The organism is Siminovitchia acidinfaciens (genome assembly GCF_003605385.1).
Lineage (GTDB): Bacteria > Bacillota > Bacilli > Bacillales > Bacillaceae_C > Siminovitchia > Siminovitchia acidinfaciens.
Genome location: NZ_QYTV02000002.1, coordinates 299,025 through 322,681, shown reverse-complemented (window position 1 = coordinate 322,681; position 23,657 = coordinate 299,025). Strand labels below are relative to the sequence as shown.

At 39.8% G+C, this 23,657-nt stretch carries 20 protein-coding genes and 1 pseudogene; 14 read left to right on the top strand and 7 right to left on the bottom strand.

The window, feature by feature from the left end:
* Positions 1–55 precede the first annotated feature (55 nt).
* Positions 56–1,033 carry a DMT family transporter gene (locus D4T97_RS05775; RefSeq protein ID WP_126048628.1) on the bottom strand — a complete coding sequence of 326 codons (978 nt, stop codon included), beginning with the start codon at positions 1,031–1,033 and terminating at the stop codon, positions 56–58.
* A gap of 137 nt (positions 1,034–1,170) precedes the next feature.
* Here D4T97_RS05775 and D4T97_RS05770 point away from each other — a divergent pair, with 137 nt between their 5' ends.
* A complete protein-coding gene (locus tag D4T97_RS05770; protein ID WP_126048627.1) occupies positions 1,171–2,049 on the top strand; it encodes a LysR family transcriptional regulator in 879 nt (292 codons plus the stop codon).
* Between the two features lie 307 nt (positions 2,050–2,356).
* Positions 2,357–2,506 (top strand): hypothetical protein, encoded by a 150-nt coding sequence (locus D4T97_RS20445; RefSeq protein ID WP_164525482.1) that lies wholly within the window; start codon positions 2,357–2,359, stop codon positions 2,504–2,506.
* 75 nt (positions 2,507–2,581) lie between these two features.
* Here D4T97_RS20445 and D4T97_RS05765 read toward each other — a convergent pair whose 3' ends face one another.
* From D4T97_RS05765 to D4T97_RS05755, 3 genes are read right to left on the bottom strand one after another with little or no spacing between them, the layout of a single operon-like run.
* Positions 2,582–3,049 carry a tripartite tricarboxylate transporter TctB family protein gene (locus tag D4T97_RS05765; RefSeq protein WP_126048625.1) on the bottom strand — a complete coding sequence of 156 codons (468 nt, stop codon included), beginning with the start codon at positions 3,047–3,049 and terminating at the stop codon, positions 2,582–2,584.
* A complete protein-coding gene (locus D4T97_RS05760) occupies positions 3,046–4,584 on the bottom strand; it encodes a tripartite tricarboxylate transporter permease (protein ID WP_126048623.1) in 1,539 nt (512 codons plus the stop codon). Before D4T97_RS05760 ends, D4T97_RS05765 begins: the two co-directional genes overlap by 4 nt.
* 55 nt (positions 4,585–4,639) lie before the next feature.
* Positions 4,640–5,608, bottom strand: a complete 969-nt coding sequence (locus tag D4T97_RS05755) for a tripartite tricarboxylate transporter substrate binding protein (protein WP_235872167.1) — start codon at positions 5,606–5,608, stop codon at positions 4,640–4,642.
* Positions 5,609–6,437: 829 nt separating this feature from the next.
* Here D4T97_RS05755 and D4T97_RS05750 point away from each other — a divergent pair.
* From D4T97_RS05750 to D4T97_RS05735, 4 genes are all read left to right on the top strand, one after another.
* On the top strand, positions 6,438–7,601 hold the full coding sequence (locus D4T97_RS05750) for an alpha-hydroxy-acid oxidizing protein (protein ID WP_235872166.1): 1,164 nt from the start codon (positions 6,438–6,440) through the stop codon (positions 7,599–7,601).
* A gap of 231 nt (positions 7,602–7,832) precedes the next feature.
* Positions 7,833–8,702 (top strand): endonuclease I family protein, encoded by an 870-nt coding sequence (locus D4T97_RS05745; protein WP_126048621.1) that lies wholly within the window; start codon positions 7,833–7,835, stop codon positions 8,700–8,702.
* Between the two features lie 506 nt (positions 8,703–9,208).
* Entirely contained in the window at positions 9,209–10,426 is a 1,218-nt protein-coding gene (locus tag D4T97_RS05740; RefSeq protein WP_126048619.1) for a pyridoxal phosphate-dependent aminotransferase, read from the top strand.
* On the top strand, positions 10,423–10,857 hold the full coding sequence (locus tag D4T97_RS05735; protein ID WP_126048617.1) for a RidA family protein: 435 nt from the start codon (positions 10,423–10,425) through the stop codon (positions 10,855–10,857). The genes D4T97_RS05740 and D4T97_RS05735 overlap by 4 nt, the downstream gene beginning before the upstream one ends.
* 190 nt (positions 10,858–11,047) lie before the next feature.
* Here the strand turns inward: D4T97_RS05735 and D4T97_RS05730 are convergent, their stop codons facing one another.
* A complete protein-coding gene (locus D4T97_RS05730; RefSeq protein ID WP_126048615.1) occupies positions 11,048–11,560 on the bottom strand; it encodes a DUF3231 family protein in 513 nt (170 codons plus the stop codon).
* Positions 11,561–11,790: 230 nt separating this feature from the next.
* Positions 11,791–12,055 (bottom strand): annotated as a pseudogene (locus tag D4T97_RS20740) (IS3 family transposase); the annotation flags it as partial.
* Between the two features lie 339 nt (positions 12,056–12,394).
* Here D4T97_RS20740 and D4T97_RS05715 point away from each other — a divergent pair.
* From D4T97_RS05715 to D4T97_RS05690, 6 genes are all read left to right on the top strand, one after another.
* Complete coding sequence (locus tag D4T97_RS05715; RefSeq protein ID WP_235872165.1) at positions 12,395–13,843, top strand: alkaline phosphatase PhoX; 1,449 nt, start codon at positions 12,395–12,397, stop codon at positions 13,841–13,843.
* A 547-nt stretch (positions 13,844–14,390) separates the two neighbouring features.
* The gene (locus tag D4T97_RS05710) at positions 14,391–14,621 is read left to right on the top strand and encodes a twin-arginine translocase TatA/TatE family subunit (RefSeq protein WP_126048611.1); all 231 of its coding nucleotides are present in this window, start codon (positions 14,391–14,393) and stop codon (positions 14,619–14,621) included.
* 65 nt (positions 14,622–14,686) lie between these two features.
* Positions 14,687–15,418, top strand: coding sequence for a twin-arginine translocase subunit TatC (tatC, locus tag D4T97_RS05705; RefSeq protein WP_126048609.1), 732 nt, complete (start codon positions 14,687–14,689; stop codon positions 15,416–15,418).
* A gap of 408 nt (positions 15,419–15,826) precedes the next feature.
* Positions 15,827–17,953, top strand: a complete 2,127-nt coding sequence (locus D4T97_RS05700; protein WP_126048607.1) for a type IA DNA topoisomerase — start codon at positions 15,827–15,829, stop codon at positions 17,951–17,953.
* A 340-nt stretch (positions 17,954–18,293) separates the two neighbouring features.
* Positions 18,294–18,953, top strand: coding sequence for a DedA family protein (locus tag D4T97_RS05695; protein WP_126048605.1), 660 nt, complete (start codon positions 18,294–18,296; stop codon positions 18,951–18,953).
* Positions 18,954–19,336: 383 nt separating this feature from the next.
* Positions 19,337–20,047, top strand: a complete 711-nt coding sequence (locus D4T97_RS05690; protein ID WP_126048603.1) for a DUF421 domain-containing protein — start codon at positions 19,337–19,339, stop codon at positions 20,045–20,047.
* A gap of 449 nt (positions 20,048–20,496) precedes the next feature.
* On the opposite strand, the gene D4T97_RS05685 is transcribed toward D4T97_RS05690, so the two are convergent.
* The gene (locus D4T97_RS05685) at positions 20,497–21,609 is read right to left on the bottom strand and encodes an MGDG synthase family glycosyltransferase (protein ID WP_126048601.1); all 1,113 of its coding nucleotides are present in this window, start codon (positions 21,607–21,609) and stop codon (positions 20,497–20,499) included.
* Between the two features lie 137 nt (positions 21,610–21,746).
* Here D4T97_RS05685 and D4T97_RS05680 point away from each other — a divergent pair, with 137 nt between their 5' ends.
* Together D4T97_RS05680 and D4T97_RS05675 are read left to right on the top strand one after the other, a co-directional pair.
* Entirely contained in the window at positions 21,747–22,316 is a 570-nt protein-coding gene (locus D4T97_RS05680) for a YkoP family protein (RefSeq protein WP_126048599.1), read from the top strand.
* A gap of 435 nt (positions 22,317–22,751) precedes the next feature.
* Positions 22,752–23,603, top strand: coding sequence for a metallophosphoesterase (locus tag D4T97_RS05675; protein WP_408021594.1), 852 nt, complete (start codon positions 22,752–22,754; stop codon positions 23,601–23,603).
* The last annotated feature ends 54 nt before the right edge of the window (positions 23,604–23,657 follow it).

Genomic DNA, 23,657 nt, shown 5'->3' with positions numbered 1-23,657 from the left:
CTTAAAGAGGCCCTCTAGTTTGTACGTCTGTAAACCATCGCTTCGGCTTTTCTTGTCAAGATACCACTTCCTGTAGTCTTTCTTTGTGTTTTTCCTTCGGCTCCGTTCTTCTTTGCTGCAACCTAAGAAAAATGTTGTTTGAGAGCAAGGATACAATAATAAAAATGGTACCAATAATATCGTAAATGGTGACGCCTGTACCTTGAAAAATTTGAATGACCAATGTTGTAACCGGTACAAGGTTAAGAAATAATAATCCATTTAAAGGTGTGATTACGCTCACCCCATAATTCCATCCTACCAAGGCAATAACGCCCGGGAAGATCACCATAAAAGCAATATGAGGGCTCGTAATGATCATCGTTTGAACGCTTGGAAAAGTGACATATCCCGAAAGCGTCGCACTCAAAACGAGAATAGCTGCGGTAGTCGTTCCAAGCAAACAGCTTAGCGTAGAATATCGCAATGCAGACCAGCCATCTTTATGAAATTGGTCTCCACCCATCGTGTAGATGACCCAACCGGTGACTGCAATGAGTATTAATAAAGATGGTACAATTTCATTTGTCGCTGAAAAAAAGGTACCAAAATCTCCTTTTGTCACGACCAACGATGCACCGATAAATCCAATAAACACACAAAATAAAGTAAATACATGAGGACGTTGTCTTACTAGTACCCATACAATGACAATCGAAATCATCGGCATTAAAGATTCCATAATTGAAGCTACCATTGTACCAGGGTTACCCAATAAGTCTTGTCCCCAGAAAATCAGCACATTATAAATCGCAAAGGCCATGGTGCCAAAAAACCAAAGCACCCAACCTTTCCCCTCCAAGTGAAATGCTTGTCTGCCTTCCTTCCATAACAGCCATACAATTAATATGATTGTTACAGAGCCATAACGAAAAATCGTAAAATAAAATGGATCGATATAGTGAAACGCATGATTCGCTACTGGAAACATGGCACCCCAGGATATTGCTGAGATTAAACATAAAAAAGCCCCGAGTAATACATTGTTGTTCAAGAATCCCTGTCTCCTTCTAATACCTTGTATGTTTCATTAAAGCACATGTTAGACATCTGTAAAAATGAATAATGTTGATGAGTGACATCTCAATTAGTGATACCATGGAAATAGAGTGAGTTGAAAGGAGTATTTATATGGAGTTTAAAGACTTAGAAATCTTTCAAATGGTTGCACAAAAAGGTACGATCAGTGAAGCTGCAAAAGAATTAAGTTACGTCCAATCGAATATTACATCAAGAATCCAGAAGCTTGAGGCTGAATTGAATACGCCGCTTTTTAACCGTCATAACCGCGGAATGCGGTTAACGCCCGAAGGAAAAAAGCTTCTAGTTTATTGTGAGAAAATCCTATCGCTAACAAATGAAATGAAAAAGGTTGTCCAAAGTAAAACTGAACCGGCAGGAAAACTGGAAATTGGATCAGTTGAAACAGTTATGAAACTACCGGTTATTTTATCTTCTTATAACAAAAAGTATAAAAACGTAGACTTATCACTTCTTACAGGCGTTACTGAACAACTCCAAGAAGATGTATTAAATTACCATCTGGACGGCGCTTTCGTGACAGAAGCCGATCCGCATCCTGAACTCGTTACCCATGAAGTTTTTCAAGAAGAGCTTGTCTTAATATCGGACAATTCGATATCAACATTTGAGCAATTAAAAAAAGAGCCGTTCTTATGCTTCAGCAAAGGATGCGGTTACCGGGCAAGACTGGAAGCATGGTATAAAGACCATAACATAATTCCGCTAAAAGTGATGGAGTTCGGGACATTAGAAACGATATTAGGAAGCGTTATTATGGGGCTTGGCATTACGTTTGTTCCAAAATCAACCGCTTCCCAATTAGAAGTAAGAGGACTCGTCCAATGCCATTATTTGCCCGAAAAGTATAGTAAAATCAACACTGTATTCATTAGGCGAAAAAACGCATATTTAACCTCAACACTCGAAAAGTTTATTGAAACGATTGAACAAAGTAAAGGCGAACCGGCTTATCCGCTTGCATTTTAATATAGCAGGGCTGGTTGCCTTGTTTCTAAGGCAGGGGTCACTTCAAACATTGTTAGGCCTGTTTATTCTGTAGGCAAGGTTCTGTACGGCCCACAGCACCTCAGTTAAAAATTTTATGTCAAGTATTCTCCTTTTAATGAAAAGTTATTCCAAGCTCAATACAGCTAACACTAAAAGCAATTTCATGAGGACGTATGCTTCAAAATTTTGCTTGGAGCCTGTGTCACGAATAAAGTGATAAATTAAGCGCAAAATGAAAAGGAAAATAAACACTTAATATAAATAAGTTAAATATAGGAGTGAAATTGTGGATAAGTACAAAGGAAAAACACCAAATGTGTCGGGAAGTTTTCAGGTGATTGAAGATGACCGAAAAGAGGGTATTGATGAATTGAGAAAAGACAACAAATTAGATGAAGAAAGCGAATACTATGCCCGTATTTATATGGAGGATTAGGCGTTTTTTAAATGTAAGTGTCCAATAATCCCCACCTATTTTCGGATGGGGATTATTGGAAAGCTTGCATGTAAGTTACTTCCATGTAAATAGTCCTTCTGGCAAAGGAACAATAAATACATATCGAAACAACAGGTAAAATGCAGTACTGAATAGGATGGAAAATAGTACGGACTTTAACAGGATGGAGAGCCCTCTTTGAGTCGTTTCCTCTTTCTGAAGGAGCCACATGACAGAGGAAAGATAAACGATACTCGCCAATAAGAAGCCAATCAAACTAATAAAAACAACATACCCAGCCATTCCTAAACTAATTAATATCACTTTCCTCCTATTTGTACTTTTGAAGTATGATTCAGAGGTTTTTTTTACTAAAGTTACAATCAGATAAATCAGGCTTAAAAGAAGTAGCAGAATTCCAATTGTACGGGGAAAGACCGAACTCATTTCAGACAATCCGCTTGTTTTCCAAAGTGTAATAAAAGAGATGGCAAGAAGGGTCAATGATGTAATTAGATCAACCCTTGATTTCTTACTGATCAATTGCCGCCACTCGCTTTCTTTGCAGGGATTGGATCAGGCTCAGGTTTGCTAGTCGTTTTTTTTACAATAAAAGATAGCAGGGGCCCAAGAATTGAAATTAAGCACAGAATAATCAAAACAACCGAAATGGGGCGGGAGAAGAAAAGAGCAAAGATATTCCCAGAAGCATGACCGAGAAGAATAGATTGGGCAAGGCCCCGTTCAGCAATGGGTCCAAGGATAAAGCCAAGCACAATAGGAGCTGGATGGAAACCGATATTTTTCAAGAAAAAGGCCAATACTCCGAATCCGATTAACATCGCTATGTCCAAAAGGCTGTTTCGGATTGTGTATGTTCCAATGATTGTCATAAATACAATGGAAGGAGCGAGGTAATAGCCAGGAATGGCTAGGATTTTCCCCACATACTTTGAACCAATTAATCCGAAGATCAGCATAATCACATTTGCAATAATAAAACCGATTAAAAATGTGTATACCAATCCTGCTTGTTCTTTCATCAAATTGGGTCCCGGCATAATTCCCTGCATTAACAGTGCGCCGAGTATAATGGCCGCAGGCGGCGATCCTGGAATTCCCAATGATAATAAAGGAACCAAAGAGCCACCGACTTCAGCATTATTGGATGTTTCCGCCGCCATCACCCCGTCTATATTGCCCTTGCCGAATGACTGTTTATCTTTGGAAAAACGGACAGCCGCATCATAGGACAAAAGGGCAGCAACATTTCCGCCCGCTCCTGGTACAATGCCTACGATAATTCCTATAATGGATGAGCGAATAATGAAAAATGGCTTTTTTACAATATAAAAGAAAATCTTTTTCAACAACCCTTTTTCGTTTTTGACCGCTTTCTGGGACTTCACACTATTCTCTATCATGGAGATAACTTCAGGGATACAAAAGAAGGCAATTAAAATAACCACCATATCCAAACCAGACTGTAAGCTGGAAAAACCGAAAGTAAAACGGGATTCTCCTCCTACAGGTGAAATGCCTACTGTTCCAAGAAGCAATCCAATACAGCCACCGATTAATCCTTTTAATAATGACCCGGAGGAAAGGGTGGCTATCATAGTTAACCCCAAGACTGCTACCCAAAAGTATTCTGGAGGACCAAAGCTTAGCGCCCACTTTGCTAATAAAGGAGTTAAAAACAATAGGGCAAATCCTCCAATAATACCTCCAATTCCCGAACTCATTGCCGCCATGATCAAGGCATGGGAAGCTTTTCCTTTTTGTGCTAAAGGGTACCCATCGAAGGTCGTCGCGATGGCGGAAGGAGTTCCTGGGGTATTAATAAGAATGGCAGAGATACAACCTCCATAAATCCCTCCAACGTATAATCCGCCCATCGTAATGAGGGAGGTCTCTGGCTGCATGGTGAAAGTGAAAGGCAAAAGCAAGGCTAGGGCCATGGTTGCAGTCAAGCCTGGCAATGCACCGACAATAATCCCTATTAATACACCAAGACACAGGAAAAGGATATTTATCGGATCTATTAGTGAATTGATAATATGAAGGGTAAGATCCATTATATTGCCTCCTTATTTAGGGGCGATGAACTCTTTAATTAAAAGATGATATGCTCTATTCATACATACTTTCGTATTCTTTTGTTTTCATTTCAATGTACTCCAATGACTCTTGGTGTCCGAGTGTCTTCGGTTCAAATCCTTCCTGATACATTTGGTCTTTTATTCCGGGCTCTTCCAAAATATCCAAAAAGGCTTTTTCCAATACATTTATCACCTCTGGATCTGTACCAGGGGGGACTCCTACTCCCCGGTCGATGGAGGCTGTCATATCATAGCCTGCTTCTTTAAAAGTAGGGATTTCAGGCATAGGCTCAAACGTTCCTTCCGAACCGATAGCCAGGATGTTCATTTCGTCCGTATACGTCAGCAAATCACTTGAATTTGCTAAAATGACATCTGTATTTCCACCAAGAAAAGCCTGCATGGAAGGGCCGGCACCATCAAAAGGCACATACTGCATTTCGATGCCGGCAAGATCCTGCAATTGCAGGAATGCCATGTGATGTCCGGAATGGTGTCCAGATCCTGAAACAGTAATCTTTCCAGGCGACTCTTTTGCTTTTTTCACCAAGTCATCCAATGTTTCAATCTCACTGTCTTTTGCAACAGCAATCGCGATAGGGGTTGCCTGGAAAATGGCCACAGGTACAATGTCCTCCGTTTTATAACCTGTATCATTATTTGCTAACGGTTGTAGAATAATATGTGGAATATTGATTCCCGCAATGAAATAGCCATCAGGTTTTTTGTTCGCCAATTCATTCCATCCAACCGATCCACCACCACCCGGTTTATATTGAATGACGATTTTTTGCCCAAGTGATTTTTCAAGAAAGGGTTGTTGTCTTCTCGCTTCTATGTCAGATTGTCCGCCTGGTTCAAATGGAATGCTGTAGGTAATTGACTTTTCCGGAAAACTGTTTTGTTTTTCTTTAGACTTTTCAGTTACGGATGATGAACAGGAGGTTAAAAGAACCAATAATCCAGCAACAGCCATTAACATATAAAAGGCTTTTCTCAATGATCTTCCCCCCAGTTTTCTAGCTTGAGAAAGTAGAACCAACCTACTATGAGGCTTATCTATATGTATTCGGGTTTGACTCCTGCCATTACATGAGAATGCACTTTTTTATGGAAAGGGGGAGGCCAAATGGAGATCTTTTTTACAATTGGTTTTTAGGGGGAATAGGGGATTAGGTGAATGGTTAAAGTCCTGAATTGAACGGCCGCAGTTACAGGTAAATACTTGCCAATCATGCGTTGCTCCTCCTCTATAGCAATTGACTCAAAGCTATGAAAGAAGAGCTAAAATATTATTCTATGCAAATTAAATCCATTCTCTTTGATTTGTTGGACAATATCATTATTGGATAATTAATTCCCGGTTATATGGATTTTTTTAGCCAATTTCTCCAGGTTCTTAGATAATTCTTCTCCTTGCATAGGTACTCTATGCCCTGTTATTGCCACTGCAGTTTCAAAACTTCAAGTTCTCCTCCCCGTGCGGAAGACCAGTCAGGATAAGGTGCCTAGGGGGGCCGCCGATTTCTTTCACTTGGGTGAAGACCCGGTATAAGAATTCCTGCTTTACTGCAACAAAGGCATCTTCAGCTATTAAGCGCCTGCATAATAAATACTAAGAGAGGGAGAAATAAGATGGATGGAAGGAATGTTCTATTGAATATTGTTCATTCTTTTTTTAGTTGTGTCGTTGTAGATGGTAAAAAATTATATACCTTCGGTTGAAAGTAATTAATCGCCTTTTTAGAAAGTTCGCTGTCCATTTTTTATGGACAACTAGGTAATACTTATATAGTAGACTTTTTACATTTAAGCTGGGAGGGAATTCATTGCCAAATGGTGAAGACATTCAAATGAAATTTTACGAAAGTGGGGACGAGGGGGTTGCACTCCTGCCGGTTTCGTATAAAGACTGGGAGGTCAAGGCCAAAGAGATACTTGCTGCTGGTCCCTTTGATTATGTGAATGGGGGCGCAGGGGCAGGGGATACGATGCGGGCTAACTTGGAGGCTTTTCAAAAGCACCATATCCATGCGAGGATCTGCTGTGATGTGAGTGAACGGGATTTGTCCATCGAGCTTTTCGGAAAAGAAATCCCTGTTCCCATAATGCTTGCACCAATTGGAGTTAACTCCATTCTTCATCCTGAAGCAGAAGTTGCTCCTGCCAAAGCGGCTGCCAAGTTGGGGGTTCCTTATATCCTCAGCAATGTATCAACGAAATCAATGGAAGAGGTCGCGGAAGCAATGGGTGACGCATTGCGATGGTTTCAACTTTATCCTCCCATGGATCAGGAACTAACGGATAGTTTTTTAAAGAGAGCGGAGGATGCCGGTTATTCAGCAATTGTTGTAACCATTGATTCCACTTTGCTCGGCTGGCGGGAGAAGGACTTGAACAATAAGTATCTCCCTTTTTTGTCCGGGGAAGGGATGGGCAATTATTTTTCTGATCCCGTCTTCCGTTCCAAGCTTGAAGTGCCGCCGGAGCAAGATGTAAAGGGCGCCAGTAAGAAGGCATTGGAAGAAGGGAACAATGTAACTTTTACTTGGAAGGATTTTGAGTATATCTGCAATAAAACATCCTTGCCTGTCCTTTTGAAGGGAGTGACTCATTCGGATGATGCACTGTTGGCATTTGAGCATGGAGCGGATGGAATCATCGTTTCCAACCACGGCGGTCGGCAATTGGATGGGGGGGTGGCTACACTTGATGTCCTGCCATCCATCTGCGAAGCTGTTGAGAATAGAATCCCGGTTTTGTTGGACAGCGGTATCAGAAGAGGAGCTGATATATTAAAAGCGATCGCTCTTGGGGCAACAGCTGTCTTGATCGGGCGTCCATTTGCATATGGCCTCGCAGTGGCGGGCCAAACGGGAGTGGCTAAAGTCCTTGAAAATCTCATTGCTGAGACGGAGTTGCAATTAGCTATATCAGGAAGAAGCTCAATTAAAGAGGTGGATGGTCTGTTCTTGAAGAGGGCCGATGAATAGAGGTAAGAAGAAAGCTCCGGGGTCTTGGTGCCCTGGAGTTTTCTTGAATGAGAGGAATCCTAGGCAATTAATTATTTATGTTACTGATACAACTATCCATGAAGTTCAAAACTCACGTCTTCATGGGATCTTTTAAACATAGTTTTGGAAGGAATTTCCGGGTCGAGAGGAGAAATAAGTAATATTCAAAGGTAGCAAAAGATCAAACTATAACGAGCGGAGGAGAAAAATATGCTCTCGATTACAAGCAATTTTGACCATCTGAAAGTGCTGCTCGCTAAGGTGAAGGAACGAAAGGCTAAAATACAGGAAGATGAAAAGGCCTATTATAATGAAGAAAAAGATAAGCAATCAATTAATCAGTATTACCTTGGAATTGATTTTGAAAATTCCAGTAGGGATAATATCATTCAGTCCTTAACGGAGTTGCTCAGGGATACTCATACCAATCACGTTGGGTATAATCCGAGCGAGTATGTTTATCCATGGGTGGACCTTCAGCCGGATGGCAAACTGATAAGTATTTACAATGGAAAAGAGCGGGAACCGGAAGAAGTGATGGAGGAGGACTATTATACGTCGTTAAAAAGGAAAAAAGAAATGAAAAAAGTTACGGCATCAGATTCTGAGCGGCTGGCAAAGATTGAAAGTGATTTTAAATTTAATTGTGAGCACGCTGTTCCGCAATCCTGGTTTGATAAACAGCAGCCGATGCGGGGCGATATCCACCATTTATTTACCTGTGAACCGAAATGCAATTCTCATCGGAGCAATTATCTGTATCATGATTTTGCCGATTACGAACCCGAGGTAGTTGCAAAACGTATCAAATCGGGCTGTGGCAAGGCAGAAGGGGAATTGTTTGAACCGGAATATGGGAAGGGAACAGTTGCCAGGGCAATGCTCTACTTTTTAATCCGGTATCCAAAACAGATTAAACCCGAATATTTAGAGAGAGTGGATACACAATTACTTATGGGATGGCATCGGCAATTTCCGCCTGATCTCTATGAGAAGCACCGCAATCAGGCGATTTATGAGATTCAGGGCAACCGGAATCCATTTATTGATTTTCCGGAAAGGATGCTTGGGCAGTTTTAAAAGGATAGGATATTATATTCAGTAAAACAAAAACATTAAACTATCGGGAGGCAATAATAATATTTAAGCGGGCAATGAACTCAAGTCCACACCATCAGAAAAAGTATCAATACCCGTGAAGCTTTAAAGAAAGGTAAACTTCAAAAAACTATTAATCATTGATATTACAAAGAACGCATTAGAATCCATTTGTAGATTCTAATGCGTTTCCGCTTGTATTTTATTTGTTTGAACCTCTATCGTGAACCAATTAATAGGTGATGATAACTAATATTGAACCAATTAATCAAGGAATGAGCGCCGATAAAAAGACCGCCTCTTGGGAGAGGCGCTTTTAATTGGTATGGTTACACCCCTTTTGAAGAAAATGGTTATATGGTAAGCTTGATATGTGAAAAGTTGGAAAATTGATACGCGCACTGAGTCACCATTTTTAAGGGGAGGCCTTCCAATATTATGTTCCTTTCAATACCGATTCGTATGGAAAGAGAAAAGAGGGAATGATCATGAATTATTTATTAGAAGAAAAGTTCTCAAAAATTGGTGCTGAGCATGCACCTGGACAAGAGGGCCGCCAGAATATAGACGAGATTCAGCTTCGCGGTGAGAAAATTGAAGGCAAACCGGTTGATTTTTCGCATGGTGATGTAGACGCTTTCGAACCTATTCCGGGTACTCTGGATATCTTTATTGAAGGCGTGCACGTCGGTGGTAAGCAGGCTTATACTGAGTATCGCGGGAGTGAAGCCATCCGGAAGAATGTAGCCAAAAAGCTCTCTAATTTTACGGGAACAACAATTGATCCAGAGCAAAATTTCATTATCACCCCAGGAACACAAGGAGCACTTTTCCTTGCAATGGGATCTTGGGTATATAGAGGCGACAAAGTTGCCATTGTTGCGCCGGATTATTTTGCTAATCGAAAGTTGGTTGAGTTTTTTGACGGTGAAGCCGTTCCTGTTCAGTTGGATTATTTACAAACCACTACTTGCGCCGGATTAGATTTAACTCAGTTGGAGGAAGCGTTTAATTCTGGTGTTAAACTTTTTTTATTTTCAAATCCGAATAATCCGACAGGGGTCATTTATTCACCAGATGAAATTCGGGAAATTGCGGAGCTTGCAGAAAAATATGGAGCAAAGGTCATTGTCGATCAACTGTACTCGCGTCAGATTTTTGAGGGACGGACTTATACGCACCTATGCGCACAGAATACTATAGACCCGGAAAATGTCATCACAATTATGGGACCATCGAAAACAGAATCGCTAAGTGGGTACAGGCTGGGAGTAGCATTTGGGTCTGCCAACATTATTGGCCGAATGGAAAAACTGCAGGCCATCGTATCTCTCCGGGCCGGGGGCTATAGTCAAGCCGTGTTGAAATCCTGGTTTGCCGAGCCAGAAGGGTGGATGACCAAACGGATTTCCGAGCACCAGGCAATTCGTGATAATTTGATTGACAAATTGCGGGCTAGTGGATATTTTCAATTAAGAACCACAGAGGCAGGCAGTTATCTTTTTCCGAGAATTCCAAAATTGGATGTGTCGATCAGCCAATTCGTGAAAATTCTTCGCCTTCAGGCAGCTGTTACCGTAACGCCTGGTACTGAATTTGGATCACAGTTCACCGACAGCTTTCGAATTAACTTCTCACAGGACCACGCAGCGGCAGAGGGTGCAATTGAACGTATTATCAAAGTAGTGGAGGAATATCGCAAATGAGTATTGAAGAAAAGAAGAATCCGATTCCGCAAGGAAAATATGTGCCGGCATCCCGTTTTGGAAACATAATCTATACTGCAGGGATGACTCCAAGAAACAATGGCGTATTGATACATAGTGGGAAAGTGAGTGCTGAGGAACCGATTGATAGTTATAAAGAGGCTGTCATACAGGCGGTTTCCAATGCGCTTACTGCAGCCCGAAATACACTTTCGGAGCAGGAACAATTGCAGCAGATACTTTCTCTCACCGTATACATTAACGCGGAAGAAGGATTTAAGGCGCACTCAGGTATAGCAGACATGGCTTCTGAATATTTATATGAAGCGCTGGGAGATGCGGGGATAGGGAGCAGGGCTGCGATAGGCGTTTCATCATTGCCAGGCGGCGCGCCGGTTGAGATTCAATTGATCGCTGCTGTTTCTTCTTAAAGACTAAGCAGTTAAGTTTTAATTATCCAATCAAAGGGCTCAATTTTGAGCACTTTGATTGGTTGAATATCCTACCATAATTCTGCCGTGATGTCCCCGATCTTTCCGTTTTCCAAGACTAAGTATAAAGCTACATGCTATCAGTATGCCACAGGCTCACAAATAGATGATTGTATTTTATTTTTTTTGCTTAACAATCTTCAGCTTTACTATGGTGCATTGGCGGTAGGACTAACCAGCCTTTTTCTTTGTTCAGGTTCAAAACCTTTGCTCCAAGCATGGTGATTTGAGCATGAAAGCTTCCGAACAAAAGTGTAATATCTTCACGAATAGACTGTCCCATTATTGTGCTGCATGCCATCAGGCCCGCCGCTACATTCATCCATAGGTAGGAAGCTATTTCAGGGTCTGGGAAACGGGCGCCAATAGGGATGTCTTCTGAGCAAGCTTTTGCACGCTCAGGCGGGGTTGGGGGTAGTCCAACTCCATTTTCTTTTAATAATTCCTCAATTTGGTTAATTTGCTGTTTTCCGCCTTCAATTGCTACTTTAAGCAACTTTTGCAAGTCCTCATCACCGGCATGATTTAGATGGGTTTGATAACCTGCATCTAATATCTTAGCTGTCGAAAGATATGACCATATATTAAATACTTCACCATAGTGCATCGGTTCATCTTTTGAATTGTCGTTAAAAAATCCCATCAAAACCCTCCTGTCTTTTTCTTAAATGCAGTTTTAAAAGTTCATATTTATAATCTCCACTATTTTTGTTTTTATTTCCTTTTTTCATTATTATTAAGTTAACTAAGCTATGAAGCGAAAGCCATACCCATGAGCATGGATATGTATACCTGAAGGACTTTCCAATAGTCTAACACTGGAATGTTATAGGGCTCCTATTGTATTGAACCCCAAAAAGTTAGAATTAAATATTAAGCAGCTGGTTGGCTGGTATGAAGACGGTATTTAACCGGGCTCATGCCAGTCAATTTTGCTTTTATCCGCTTATTGTTATAGAAAAAATATAATCGGTCACTGCTTGGCTCAACTCTTCAACGAGCGATTAAACTTTTCCATGGACGAATTATCAAGACAGTTTCCTTTTCGGGACATACTTTGGAATATGCCATGATCTTTTAGTTTCTTTACGTATGCATTCATTTGATAACCCCACCCCTTGTCAGAGTGTATGGTCGTTCGATAGGGCTATCACCGTCTTTCTAGCGAAAAGCATGTTATTTCAACGTGAGTTTTAACATTTTCATAATAATCTTTACGTTTTATTTATATATATAGGAAAGTTTATGAGTCTAATGAATTAGCTAATCCTCTTTGATGCACCACTTTTGTTCCGATATAGGTCAAAATATAGTTCTTTTCACTTACACATTTGATGAATCATACCAACTTTTGTTCCATTTTGAGCCGGTTTACCTTTTCATTACAAAAAATTAATCAAAGATTAAATATTATCTATTAGCTTTATATATGAAGATTGCTCTAGGCAGTCCAATATACATACAGGAGGTCAAGTGATTGAAACCTGGTAAAAGCGAACTTAACAGACGTGACTTTTTGAAGGTTGGGGGAATGAGTACATTGGCTGTGGCGCTGGGATCAGCCGGTATCTTTTCATTAAGCAATACGGCAACAACAGTAGCTGCAGCTGCAAAAAGCAAGCCTACAAGTGGCTTCGGCGGCTACGGTCCGCTTGTCAAGGATCCAAACGGAATCCTCGATCTTCCACGGGGTTTTCATTACAAAATAATCTCTAAAACAGGCGATAAAATGTCAAATGGCGATTTAGTTCCTGCCATGCTGGATGGAATGGCAGCTTATAATGGGGAAAGAAATACCACCATTCTCGTACGTAACCATGAAAACAGCACCAATTCCCAGTATCCCGTTAACGGGAAAAATCCTTGGAGCAAAGGCGCAGCAGGCGGAACAACAGCAATGATTGTCGGGCCTAACCGGGAAGTTATTAATGAATATGTCACCAGTTCCGGAACTATCCGAAACTGTGCAGGCGGTGCAACAACTTGGGGTACATGGTTAACCTGTGAAGAAACACGTGAGATGGGTCATGGATTTGTATTCGAAGTGAATCCATTAGATCCTGAAAATGAAATGTCAAGAACGCCGATTCGCGATATGGGGTATTTTTCACATGAAGCATGTGCCGTTGACCCCGCAACAGGCATTTGGTACTTAACGGAAGATGCGAGCCCAAGCTTCCTTTATCGCTTTACGCCAAATGATCGAAGCCAAACAATTGGGTCACTGCAAAAAGGCGGAAAGTTAGAAGCGGCTGCCATTGAAGAGCTTCCGGCGTCTAAAGCCAGCACTTTCCATACAGGGAAAAATTATGGGATTGTTTGGAAAGAAATAAAGCCTGAGCGTGCTCAGCAAGATGCGAAGGATAAAGGTTGTATTCAATTCAGCCGTCTGGAAGGAGCATTTTTCTCTGCGGGAGTGTTCTGGTTTGATGATACAAGTGCAGGCAGCGGTAATCTTGGACGAGTATACCGCTACCATCCATCTACGAATATATTAGAGCTCTTCTATGAATCTACAGATAAAAATGATCTAGAGATGCCTGACAATATTTGCATGACTCCTTGGGGAGATCTTTGGATTGCGGAAGATGGCGGCGGCAATGACCGAATCATTGGAATGACACCAGAAGGAAATGTCTATACATTTGCTGAAAATACGATGAACGGTTCAGAATTTGCCGGGCCAACGTTTTCACCTGATGGAAATACCTTCTTCGTAAATATTCAGACTCCTGGTATCACCTTTGCGATTTGGGGACCATTTGCACGGAGGAATTCAGCTCGTCAGCGTGCCATGGGCTTTTCAGCTCCTCCTGCAAATCTTGGGCCAGTTGTATCGGATAAGGTGGCTGGCGTCGCAGAAGAACAAGGGATGTCATTGCTGGAAGCTGCTGCTCTGGAACGCCATGGTGCACCGCTCGTTTAAAACTAAAGCGGAAGTGCCTGTTCATCGACATACAGACTGAGCTGAAATGCGGAAGCCGGCAGCTTAGGGGCGACAAGCGCTGGCAGGCTCAGAACGCGACATCCTGTCGCTTCGCTTGCACTAGCACATCCTGTGCGTCGGAGGGGAAGCCAGTGAAGTCGTTCTTTGACTTCATTGGCTTGACCGAAGCGACCTCGAGCCCCTGCCGGTTGCAGCTAGACAACTGAAATCCGGAAACGCCTTGCTCAGCGCGGCCAAATAAGACGCTTCCCGAGGAGGCAGTACTTCAGCCACCACGGGAAGCAACTTCAATTACATCATGTGAAGCTTCTAGAGTCTGCTTCGTGCGATACTTCCTGAATATGCTCCATGACTTTGCGACGAGATGAGCTATACTTCCTTGATTAAGCTTCGCCGAGAAGCACCGGAAGCGCTAAGTCTGCTAGTCGATAGGCGCAGGAGCTAGACCCATAGAATAATGTTATTAAATAAGTTTTTCACAAGTACAGAAGTTCATAATGACTATAATTTTCTAAGAGGTGAGAGTATGCTATCAAACATCGGAATCCCAGGACTGATCCTCATTCTTGTGATCGCGCTCATTATCTTTGGTCCCTCTAAATTACCGGAGATTGGACGAGCTGCTGGAAGTACATTGAAGGAGTTTAAGAAAGCGACCAACGATCTTGTAAATGGGGATGAAGAACAGAAACAAAAGTCTGAAGAAGGAAAAAAGCTGGCAGCTATTGATGATGCGCAAACCAAAATTGGCAGTTAAGAATAGAAATAACAGAAAGATGTAGGCCATGACTGCTTACATCTTCTCTTTAAAGGGGCTTCAAAATGGATCAGAAACAAATGAATTTGATCGGGCATTTAGATGAATTACGCAAGAGGATCATTATGACTTTGGTCGCTTTTGTCTTGGCCTTTGTTTTGTCATTTGCTTTTGCCAAAGATCTTTACCAATTTTTAGTTAAGGATCTGGAAGGGAAACTCGCTTTACTCGGGCCAGGCGATATCATTTGGATTTACATGATGATTTCTGGAGTAATGGCAATTGCCGTTACACTTCCTATTGCCGCTTTTGAGGTTTGGCAATTTGTTAAGCCGGCATTAACGAAAAAAGAACAAAAAATAACGATGCTGTACATCCCCAGCTTATTTTTCCTGTTTTCTGCTGGCTTGGCCTTCGGGTATTTTATCATATTCCCGCTTGTGCTCTCATTTTTAACCAATCTGAGCGGCGATTTATTTCAAACTTTTTTTACAGCCGAAAAATACTTTAGGTTCATGCTAAATTTGGTTGTACCGCTTGGCTTTTTATTTGAAATGCCGGCGGTGGTCATGTTCTTGACAAGGCTGGGGATTATTGACCCGCATAAACTTGCCAAAGCGAGAAAAGTGGCCTATTTTATTTTAATTGTCATTTCCATTTTAATTACACCGCCAGATTTTATTTCTGACGTGCTGGTGATTATTCCGTTGCTGCTTTTATATGAACTGAGCATCACTTTAAGTAAAATGGTCTTTCGCAAAGGCCTTTCCTCAACTGTTTCGGTAACCGCCAATTAGAGCGAGTCTGGAAAATAGTGAACAATCATAACGAAATGAAGTCAGTTTTTCATAAGTCCGCGAGTGTTGTAACCCATACGGTCATATACAATAGTCGCCGTACGAAGAGTGGTAGGCTCTATGGCTGAGAAATAGACCATCCCGGTAATATGTCAGATATCAAGGGAGGTCTGTTTTTTGTTTTGAGACAGTAGGGCGAGTGAAGTTCCCCCGTAAATCAAAGATTAGGCAGCGACTTCCGCTGGCGCGCACGACTGCAGTTTTCACCAGCGGCTCTGGATGAAATAGAAGACATTTAGGCTTATTTGATTAACTCTATTGATTTTTCGAACTAATGTTCTATAATGTAAAAAAGAACACTTTTATTGAACTATATAGAGCCTTAAATATCCAAAAGGGGAATGGTATATGTCCATCGTCATTTTAGCGGAAAAGCCCAGCCAAGGAAGGGCCTATGCTGATGCATTCAGAAATACGGTTAAAAAAGACGGATATATTGAAGTGAACGACGACCGCTTTTTTAATGGAAAAGCCATGATCACTTGGGGCTTCGGACACTTAGTCGAGTTGGTGGAGCCTGAACAGTACAAGGACGAATGGAAAAGCTGGTCACTTCAAACGCTGCCCATCTTCCCCGGGCAATTCAAATTCCAAGTGGCCAGAGATAAAAGGCAGCAGTTTAATATAGTGAAGAAGCTGCTTCAATCGGCATCGGAAATCGTCGTCGCCACTGACTGTGACCGCGAGGGAGAAAATATTGCAAGAAGCATCATCATGCTGGCGGGCGCTTTCAATAAGCCAACTAAAAGGCTTTGGATCAATTCGTTGGAGCTTGAAGAAGTGCAAAAAGGGTTCCGGTATTTGAAAGAAGGGAATTATTATATTCCGTTGTACCGCGAAGCGCAAACGAGACAATTCAGCGACTGGCTTGTCGGTATGAATGCGTCAAGGTTATACACGTTGTTGTTGCAGAAAAAAGGGTTGCGTGGGCCATTTAGTGTCGGCAGGGTACAGACGCCAACCCTTTATTTGATTTATAAGCGTCAAATGGAAATCGAAAACTTTCAGTCGGAGCCTTTTTTCGAATGGATTGGGGATACAACAATACAAAACGGTCAATTTGAAGCAAAGCATAAAGAGAGATTTAAATCGGAGGAAGAAGCACAGGCTGTTTTGAATAAGAACAATGTGGTACGCGGGGAAAATAAGGGAGTCATCGAACGGATACAAAAAGCGCTGAAGAGAACAAAGTCCCCCAGGCTGCACTCCCTCTCCTCTTTGCAGGCTAAAGCCAATAAAGTTTGGAAATACAGCCCTTCCGAAACCCTCAAAATTGCGCAAGGATTGTATGAGAAGAAACTGATCAGCTACCCCAGGACCGACACCCATTTCATTACAGAAAATGAATTTGCCTATTTGAAGAAACATCTTTCGGATTATCAAAATTTTGCCGAAGTCAGCATAGAGGTCGCCTACCCTCACCCGCAGAGGCGGTTTGTTGACGGAAGCAAAGTCCAGGAGCACTATGCTATCATTCCCACAAGGAAAACCCCAAGCTTACACACATTATCAACTAAGGAACGGAATATTTATCGGGAAGTGACCCTGACCACGCTTGCGATGTTTGCTCCGGACTATGAATACGAGGAAACGAAAGTGGCAGTAAATGTGAACGGCCTGTTTTTTGAAAAAACGGGAAAAGTTGAACGAAAAAAAGGTTGGAAAGCTTTGTTTTACAAGGAAGAATCAACAGCGGATGCAAAAAGAGAAGCAGATACCGTTCTCCCTGTAATGTCGGAAGGTGAGGCTTGTACTGTAGACGTAAAGTTGAAAGAAGGCATGACTCAGCCGCCGAAGCCGTTTACAGAGGGTAAATTGATCCAAGTGATGAAAAATGCCGGAAAAGATGTTGAGGACGAAGAAGCAAAGGAAATGCTGAGTAAAACGGAAGGGATCGGAACTGAAGCTACACGCGCTGCCATTATTGAAACATTGAAACACCAAAAGTATATTGAAGTGAAAAAGAACATCGTGCATGTTACACATAAAGGTGAAATACTGTGTCAAGCAGTAGAAGGAACGCTATTGTCCAGCCCGGAAATGACTGGGAAATGGGAGAAATACTTGCATAAAATTGGTCAAAGCAATGGAACGCAAGCTGCTTTTATCCAACAGATAGAAAGATTTATTCAATCCTTGTTGAAAAATGCTCCGGACAGTATTGGGCAATTACATGTTCAGAAAAAAGATGCGGAACAACAAACATTTATCGGAATTTGCCCTGTGTGTAGTAATGGGAAGGTTCAAGAAAAAGGGAAATTTTACGGATGTGCTGAATATCAAAATGGCTGCACGTTCACTTTGCCAAAGGTTTTTTGTGGAAAAAAATTAAGTGACGCGATGATCAGGAAAATATTGACCAGCGGAAGGACCGGATTACTGAAAGGTTTTAAAAGTAAAAAGGGGAAGTCCTTTCAAGCATACTTGCAGATTGAGAATGGGAAGTTGAAATTTGAGTTTCCTGTCAGGAATTGATCTTTTTATATCGCTTAAGAGATGTTAGTTTTGGTAGTAAACCACACTGAAAAAGCAATAATAAGTATGTCCAATAATAAATTTAAAAAAATAAACTATTCTTCAAACCCCAATTGTGGTTGTTAATTCACTAAGGGTACAAACCTCTGGTTAAATCTTTAGATAATACATTCCACTCCTTCTTCTTAGGATGGTAAGTAGGGAAATTAGTTCACATAATTGTTGCTCATAAGGTGAGGAATGGCTTGCAGTCCCAATATTAAAAGATAATAATTATTTTAGTAATAAAAAAAGCTTAGCATTAAGCTCATGTTATAGTCTAAATTAGAGGAGTATCTTTATGGACATTATTCAAGGACTCATTAGTTTTATTCTTCATATTGATGAACATCTTGTAGAGATTATTGATATATTTGGCGGTTGGTCATATGCCATATTATTTTTAATAGTCTTTGTGGAAACGGGAGTAGTCATATTTCCATTTTTACCCGGTGATTCTTTATTGTTTGCAAGTGGAGCCTTTGCTGCAGTAGAAGCGTTTCATTTTCCTTTATTGCTTATTGTCTTTTTTACTGCTGCAGTGATCGGTGATACGGTAAATTATCATATTGGGAAGAAGATCGGGACATCCATTCCTACTAATAGCTGGCTGGGTAAAATGATTAATCAGGAAAAAATGGAGAAAGCCGAGGCCTTCTTTAATAAGCATGGTGGGAAAACAATTGTGATAGCTCGTTTTATGCCTTTTGTTCGTACATTCGTACCATTTGTTGCTGGAGCCAGCCGTATGAATTATCGATATTTCTTCATTTACAATGTTGTTGGCGCTATTGTTTGGGTAGGTATTTGCACAACGTTGGGCTATTTATTCGGCAATATCCCGATTATTAAGGAAAACTTTTCGACTGTGATTTTATTAATTATTTTCCTCTCTGTTCTTCCAGCCATATTTGCTTTCATTAAGAATAAATTGGACTTCAGAGTAGGGCAGAAGCGATAAAATAGAATTTTAGAACATCAAAAAAATGATAAACGGTACAGTAAAACGAACATAAGCGACTTTCTTTCCTGATCGATTAACAACGCCGAAAGTTATCATTAGATAAAGCTTCAACTGTTTTGGCCAACTAACCAGGCAATGGTAGGAAATCATTTCATGTCAATTTTTGGGGTCTTGAGATATCAGTTAACATTTAGAATGGTAAAGCAGCGGGTTGAGGTTCCGCTTGATAAGGAGTAGTTAGAAGTGTGGATAGAATTTTTTAATGTTTATGACAGGGGAAACCTGTCTTTTTTTATATTGAGTAGGTGGTAATGTGAATTAATAAATAATACAAGTCAAGGCTATGATAGTACTGATAATAGATAAATTGGGGTGAGAAGGTGCCTGAACATATCGAAGTAATACTGAGATCAATTACTTCTTTCAGTTTATTACTAATTGGAGCAAGAATATTAGGTAAACAAACGATCTCGCAAATGACAATGTTTGATTTTGTTGCAGCGATATCGTTAGGTGCCATTTCAGCAAATTTAGCCTTTAATACATCTGTAAAGGTACATCATACAATAATTGCATTTGTAATATACGTAGCAGTTATTTTTTTGATAGCTATTATTTCATTGAAAAATAGAAAAGGAAGAAAATTTCTTGCCGGTGATCCCACAATTGTGATACAAAATGGAAAAATATTAGAAGGAAACATGAATAAAATGCGATATACATTGGATTATTTAAATCAGCAACTAAGGGAAAAAGATGTTTTTAACATTGAAGAAGTTCTTTTTGCAATCGTGGAAATCAATGGGACGTTAACAGTGTTAAAGAAGCCGCATTTTAGAAATGTAACAAGACAGGATTTGATGATTGCAGTAATGCCTGAACAAAAATTACCTATTGAACTTATAATGGATGGAGAAATAATTAAAGAAAACTTAGAACAAAATAATTTAACGTTTTCATGGCTGGAATCAGAGTTGAAAAAGCGTAATTTAACAAAACATGATGTTGTTTATGCAGTACTGGCTGCCAATGGTAATATGTATGTTGATACATTTAGGGATCATATTCATTCCCCAATTGATAAAGAATAACTCTTTTTTTATAGGAGCTTTATTAGTGCATCTCCCGTGAGGTGCTTTTTTATTTCCCCCAAGAGTAAGTATAATTACTTTTTTATTTGTCACAAAACTTCATGGTCCTCAGTTATATTTGTAAACGCAAATTGGAGTTGATTGTATTTCTATGATGGTTTCTTTCCCGATTAATATTAATAATGTCCATGCATACTCTATTCAAATTGAGCTCATGGGGCCACCTTCCAAAAGTTTGAGCTATTCGGGTAGTATAATAAAAAATGCGATTCTTAACATAGGAATTTCAGCAATCCGGATATCATTGAACTCACACTATGATAAACATATGAAATGGACAACTCATTACTATAGAGTTGTAAGAACGACAAGATGTTAAGTTGCTGTCGAGGTTGAAAAAAGTAACCCTGTGAGTTTTCCTGTTTTACCTGATGTAATTGAAATCAAGATTATTTTATCTTCGCCTCGAAAGTCTTCATGATAAATGAGACTGGGTCCTTCAGTTCAATCTCCGTTAAATAATTATTCATCGCTCTTATCATCTTCTGTTTTTTATGCCGCAGCACGGTCAATATTTCTTCTTCAATATTTACTTGGGTCTTCCACTCATCCAAATGATGAACCAAACCTTCGTTTTTTAAGAAAATTAAATTCTGCTCTTCTTGTCCAGGCAAAACATCATATACAAATATGGGAAGTTTTTTAGTCAGACTCTCGCTAATTGTCACTCCACCCGGCTTTGTAATAACCATATCAGTCATATTATATAATCGATTCATTTCTACTTTTGATGATATATAGGGAATCGGCTTGATGAGCGGATGGTTCAGACTCTTGACATGTTGGCGCAGTTTATCGTTTTTTCCGCATAATACTTTATAAATAATCTGTCCTGCAGGCTTTAGTCGGTTAAGTAGCTGAAGAATGGGGCCCGCTCCCATATTTCCGCCGCTGAGGAGAGCAGAAAATTCCGGGTCTTTTTTCATTATATCTTTTTCTGAATTGAATATTGGATGGATCGGAATACCTGTTATAAATATCTGCTCTGCCTTAACACCCTGTTTCAATAGTTGCACTTTGATACTCTTGCTCGGTACAAAGTGATAATCAACTTCTCCAATTCCCCATAAATTATTTATAAAATAATCAGTATAAACATTAATGATTATTCCTGTCCAAAACTTTAATTTTTTTAAGTGTGCCAGCATGTATGAAGGAAGAGCATGTGTACATATGACTACATCCGGTTTTTTTTCTTTTATTAACTTTCTTAACACTTTTAAAAACAATATTTCATAAGTTTGAAACCGTTTATTTTGCTTCGTACTTTCCACTGCAGCAACCCGATAAATTGTGCTATATAACTGGGGGAACTTGTGAATCCATTGCAAATAAATAAAGGAGATAAGATTTTCAATATTGCCGTAACCATAAGATAAAATATCAATTTTTTCACAATGAACATTCTCAGCCGTTTGTTCCAATTGGATCCTAATACTATCTGCTACATGGTGATGACCTGAAGGGATTTGTAGAAAGGGGAAAAATAAAATCTTATGCATGGGCCCTCCCTCCTTACCAATTAGTTTGCGAAATAAAAGTTAAATCATCCTTACGTCCTTGAATTACCAATAATATTTGCCGACGTAATTTAACAAAATAAAATGACTTTATAAAACCATCATTAAGGGGAAAAAAGATGAATAGAACAAAAATTATACAATTTTGTCTTTCGGGATGGAACATGTTAGATCCAATCTATTTTCGTTTCACACGCCTACACCATATTAAAAAGAACTGTGGAAACAAAACCATCATGCGGGTGCGCTTAACTAGATACAAGGGGAGAGATATTACTTTATGTGATGGAACAATCATTGGTAAGAATGATGTTCTTGTAAAAGTGCATTTACACAATGTCAAATTATTAAATGAGATTATGCAATATAAAAGTGACTTAAGAAAAGGAAAGGTTATTTATTCAAGAGTAAAGGATTCACTCCCTGGCGTTTTTGATTATATTCAATCGAGCAGCTTTAAAGATGAAATTAAAGGATTGATTGGGATTACTACACTTTATAAAGGTTGTAAAAGATTGGGGTTTGAATCGTATCCTATTAAAAATCCCGTATATAAAAAATTTAAAAAAACGGCTCTTATGCCGATTTATTTTCTTTCCTCAAGTAAGCAATGGAAACCGGAATCTCTCGAACCTATGTATTTATTTATGTCAAAAGCTACACTATTACAAAGATATGGCAGTCATTAAAACCTTACATTATGCTGGGAAATCAATAACAAGAGTCTACGACGGTTAGCTGAGAAATTACAATCATTCTTAGTTAACTGTCTTTTATTGAGCGTTTTTGCAGCTGTTTAGTATAAGTTTCTATCATTGTCGGCAATGGATGTTTTTGATAAATACTTTATTGCAAACGGGAATAAAATTTAGCAGAAAGCCAGAAATGTTTTTTGAAATTAGGGCTGGGAAAAAATGGTGGACATATGTTGACTGAACCTGACTACATTATAAGAATGTATAAGCCATATTTTCTAAAGCATGATAAATATTGGTAGTCAGTTTTCCGATTCTTTTTGATGTTTAATCAACGAAGGACGCCTGTACACCAATTGACATTCTATCCATATATTACAGGTTAAAATCCCTCTCTCCTCCACTTATAATTGGTAGAAGGAGGGGAAAATAGTGATTGTTGCATTGCTAATATTTATCGCTCTTTGTTTCTTTATATATATAGGCAACAAAAATACAAGATCCGTTGTAATTAATCATATAGATATAAAATGTAAGAATGGTTCAAAAGAGAAGGGCAAAGATCCCCTGCGGATATTGCAAGTTTCTGACTTGCATCTTGAAAATATTTCAATCTCCCCAGAGCAACTTTATGAAAAGGTGAAAATGCAGCCTATTGATCTAATTGCTTTGACTGGGGATTTTCTGGATAGAAAACGAAGCATCCCTAAGCTCTTGCCGTATTTGCAAGTTTTTAAAGCTCTAAACCCTACCAATGGTATTTACGCTGTATTTGGCAATCATGATTATGTTTTGCGTAAAGATGACTTAAAGCAGCTGAAGAACCTGTTGGTCCAGAATGATGTGAAACTATTGCAAAATGAAAATGACATGATTGACATAGGCGGAGTTCCATTAAATATTATTGGTATTGATGATTTCAGTACAAAACGAAGTAATTTGATGGCATCTTATGATGGTTTAGAGGAAGGCTATAATCTGGTAATTACTCACGATCCAAATGTTGTTTTGTCCATGAACAACCATCATTTTGATTATTTGCTTTCGGGCCATTTCCATGGCGGCCAAATTCACTGGCCAAAGCCGTATCATCTAGTAAAAATGGGCAAATTGGTTAAAATGAATATGGTAAAAGGTTTGCATTATTACAAAGAGAAACAATTTTATATAAGTGAGGGGCTTGGACAGACCGGCATAAATATTAGGATAGGCAGCCGGCCGGAATTAACGATTCACAACGTCCATTTACCTAACGCAGTAGAAAGTATAAAAGCCGGATAATTTGATCCGGCTTTTATATTTCATCTTAAATTTCTCTACAAGCAAGTGTTTTGG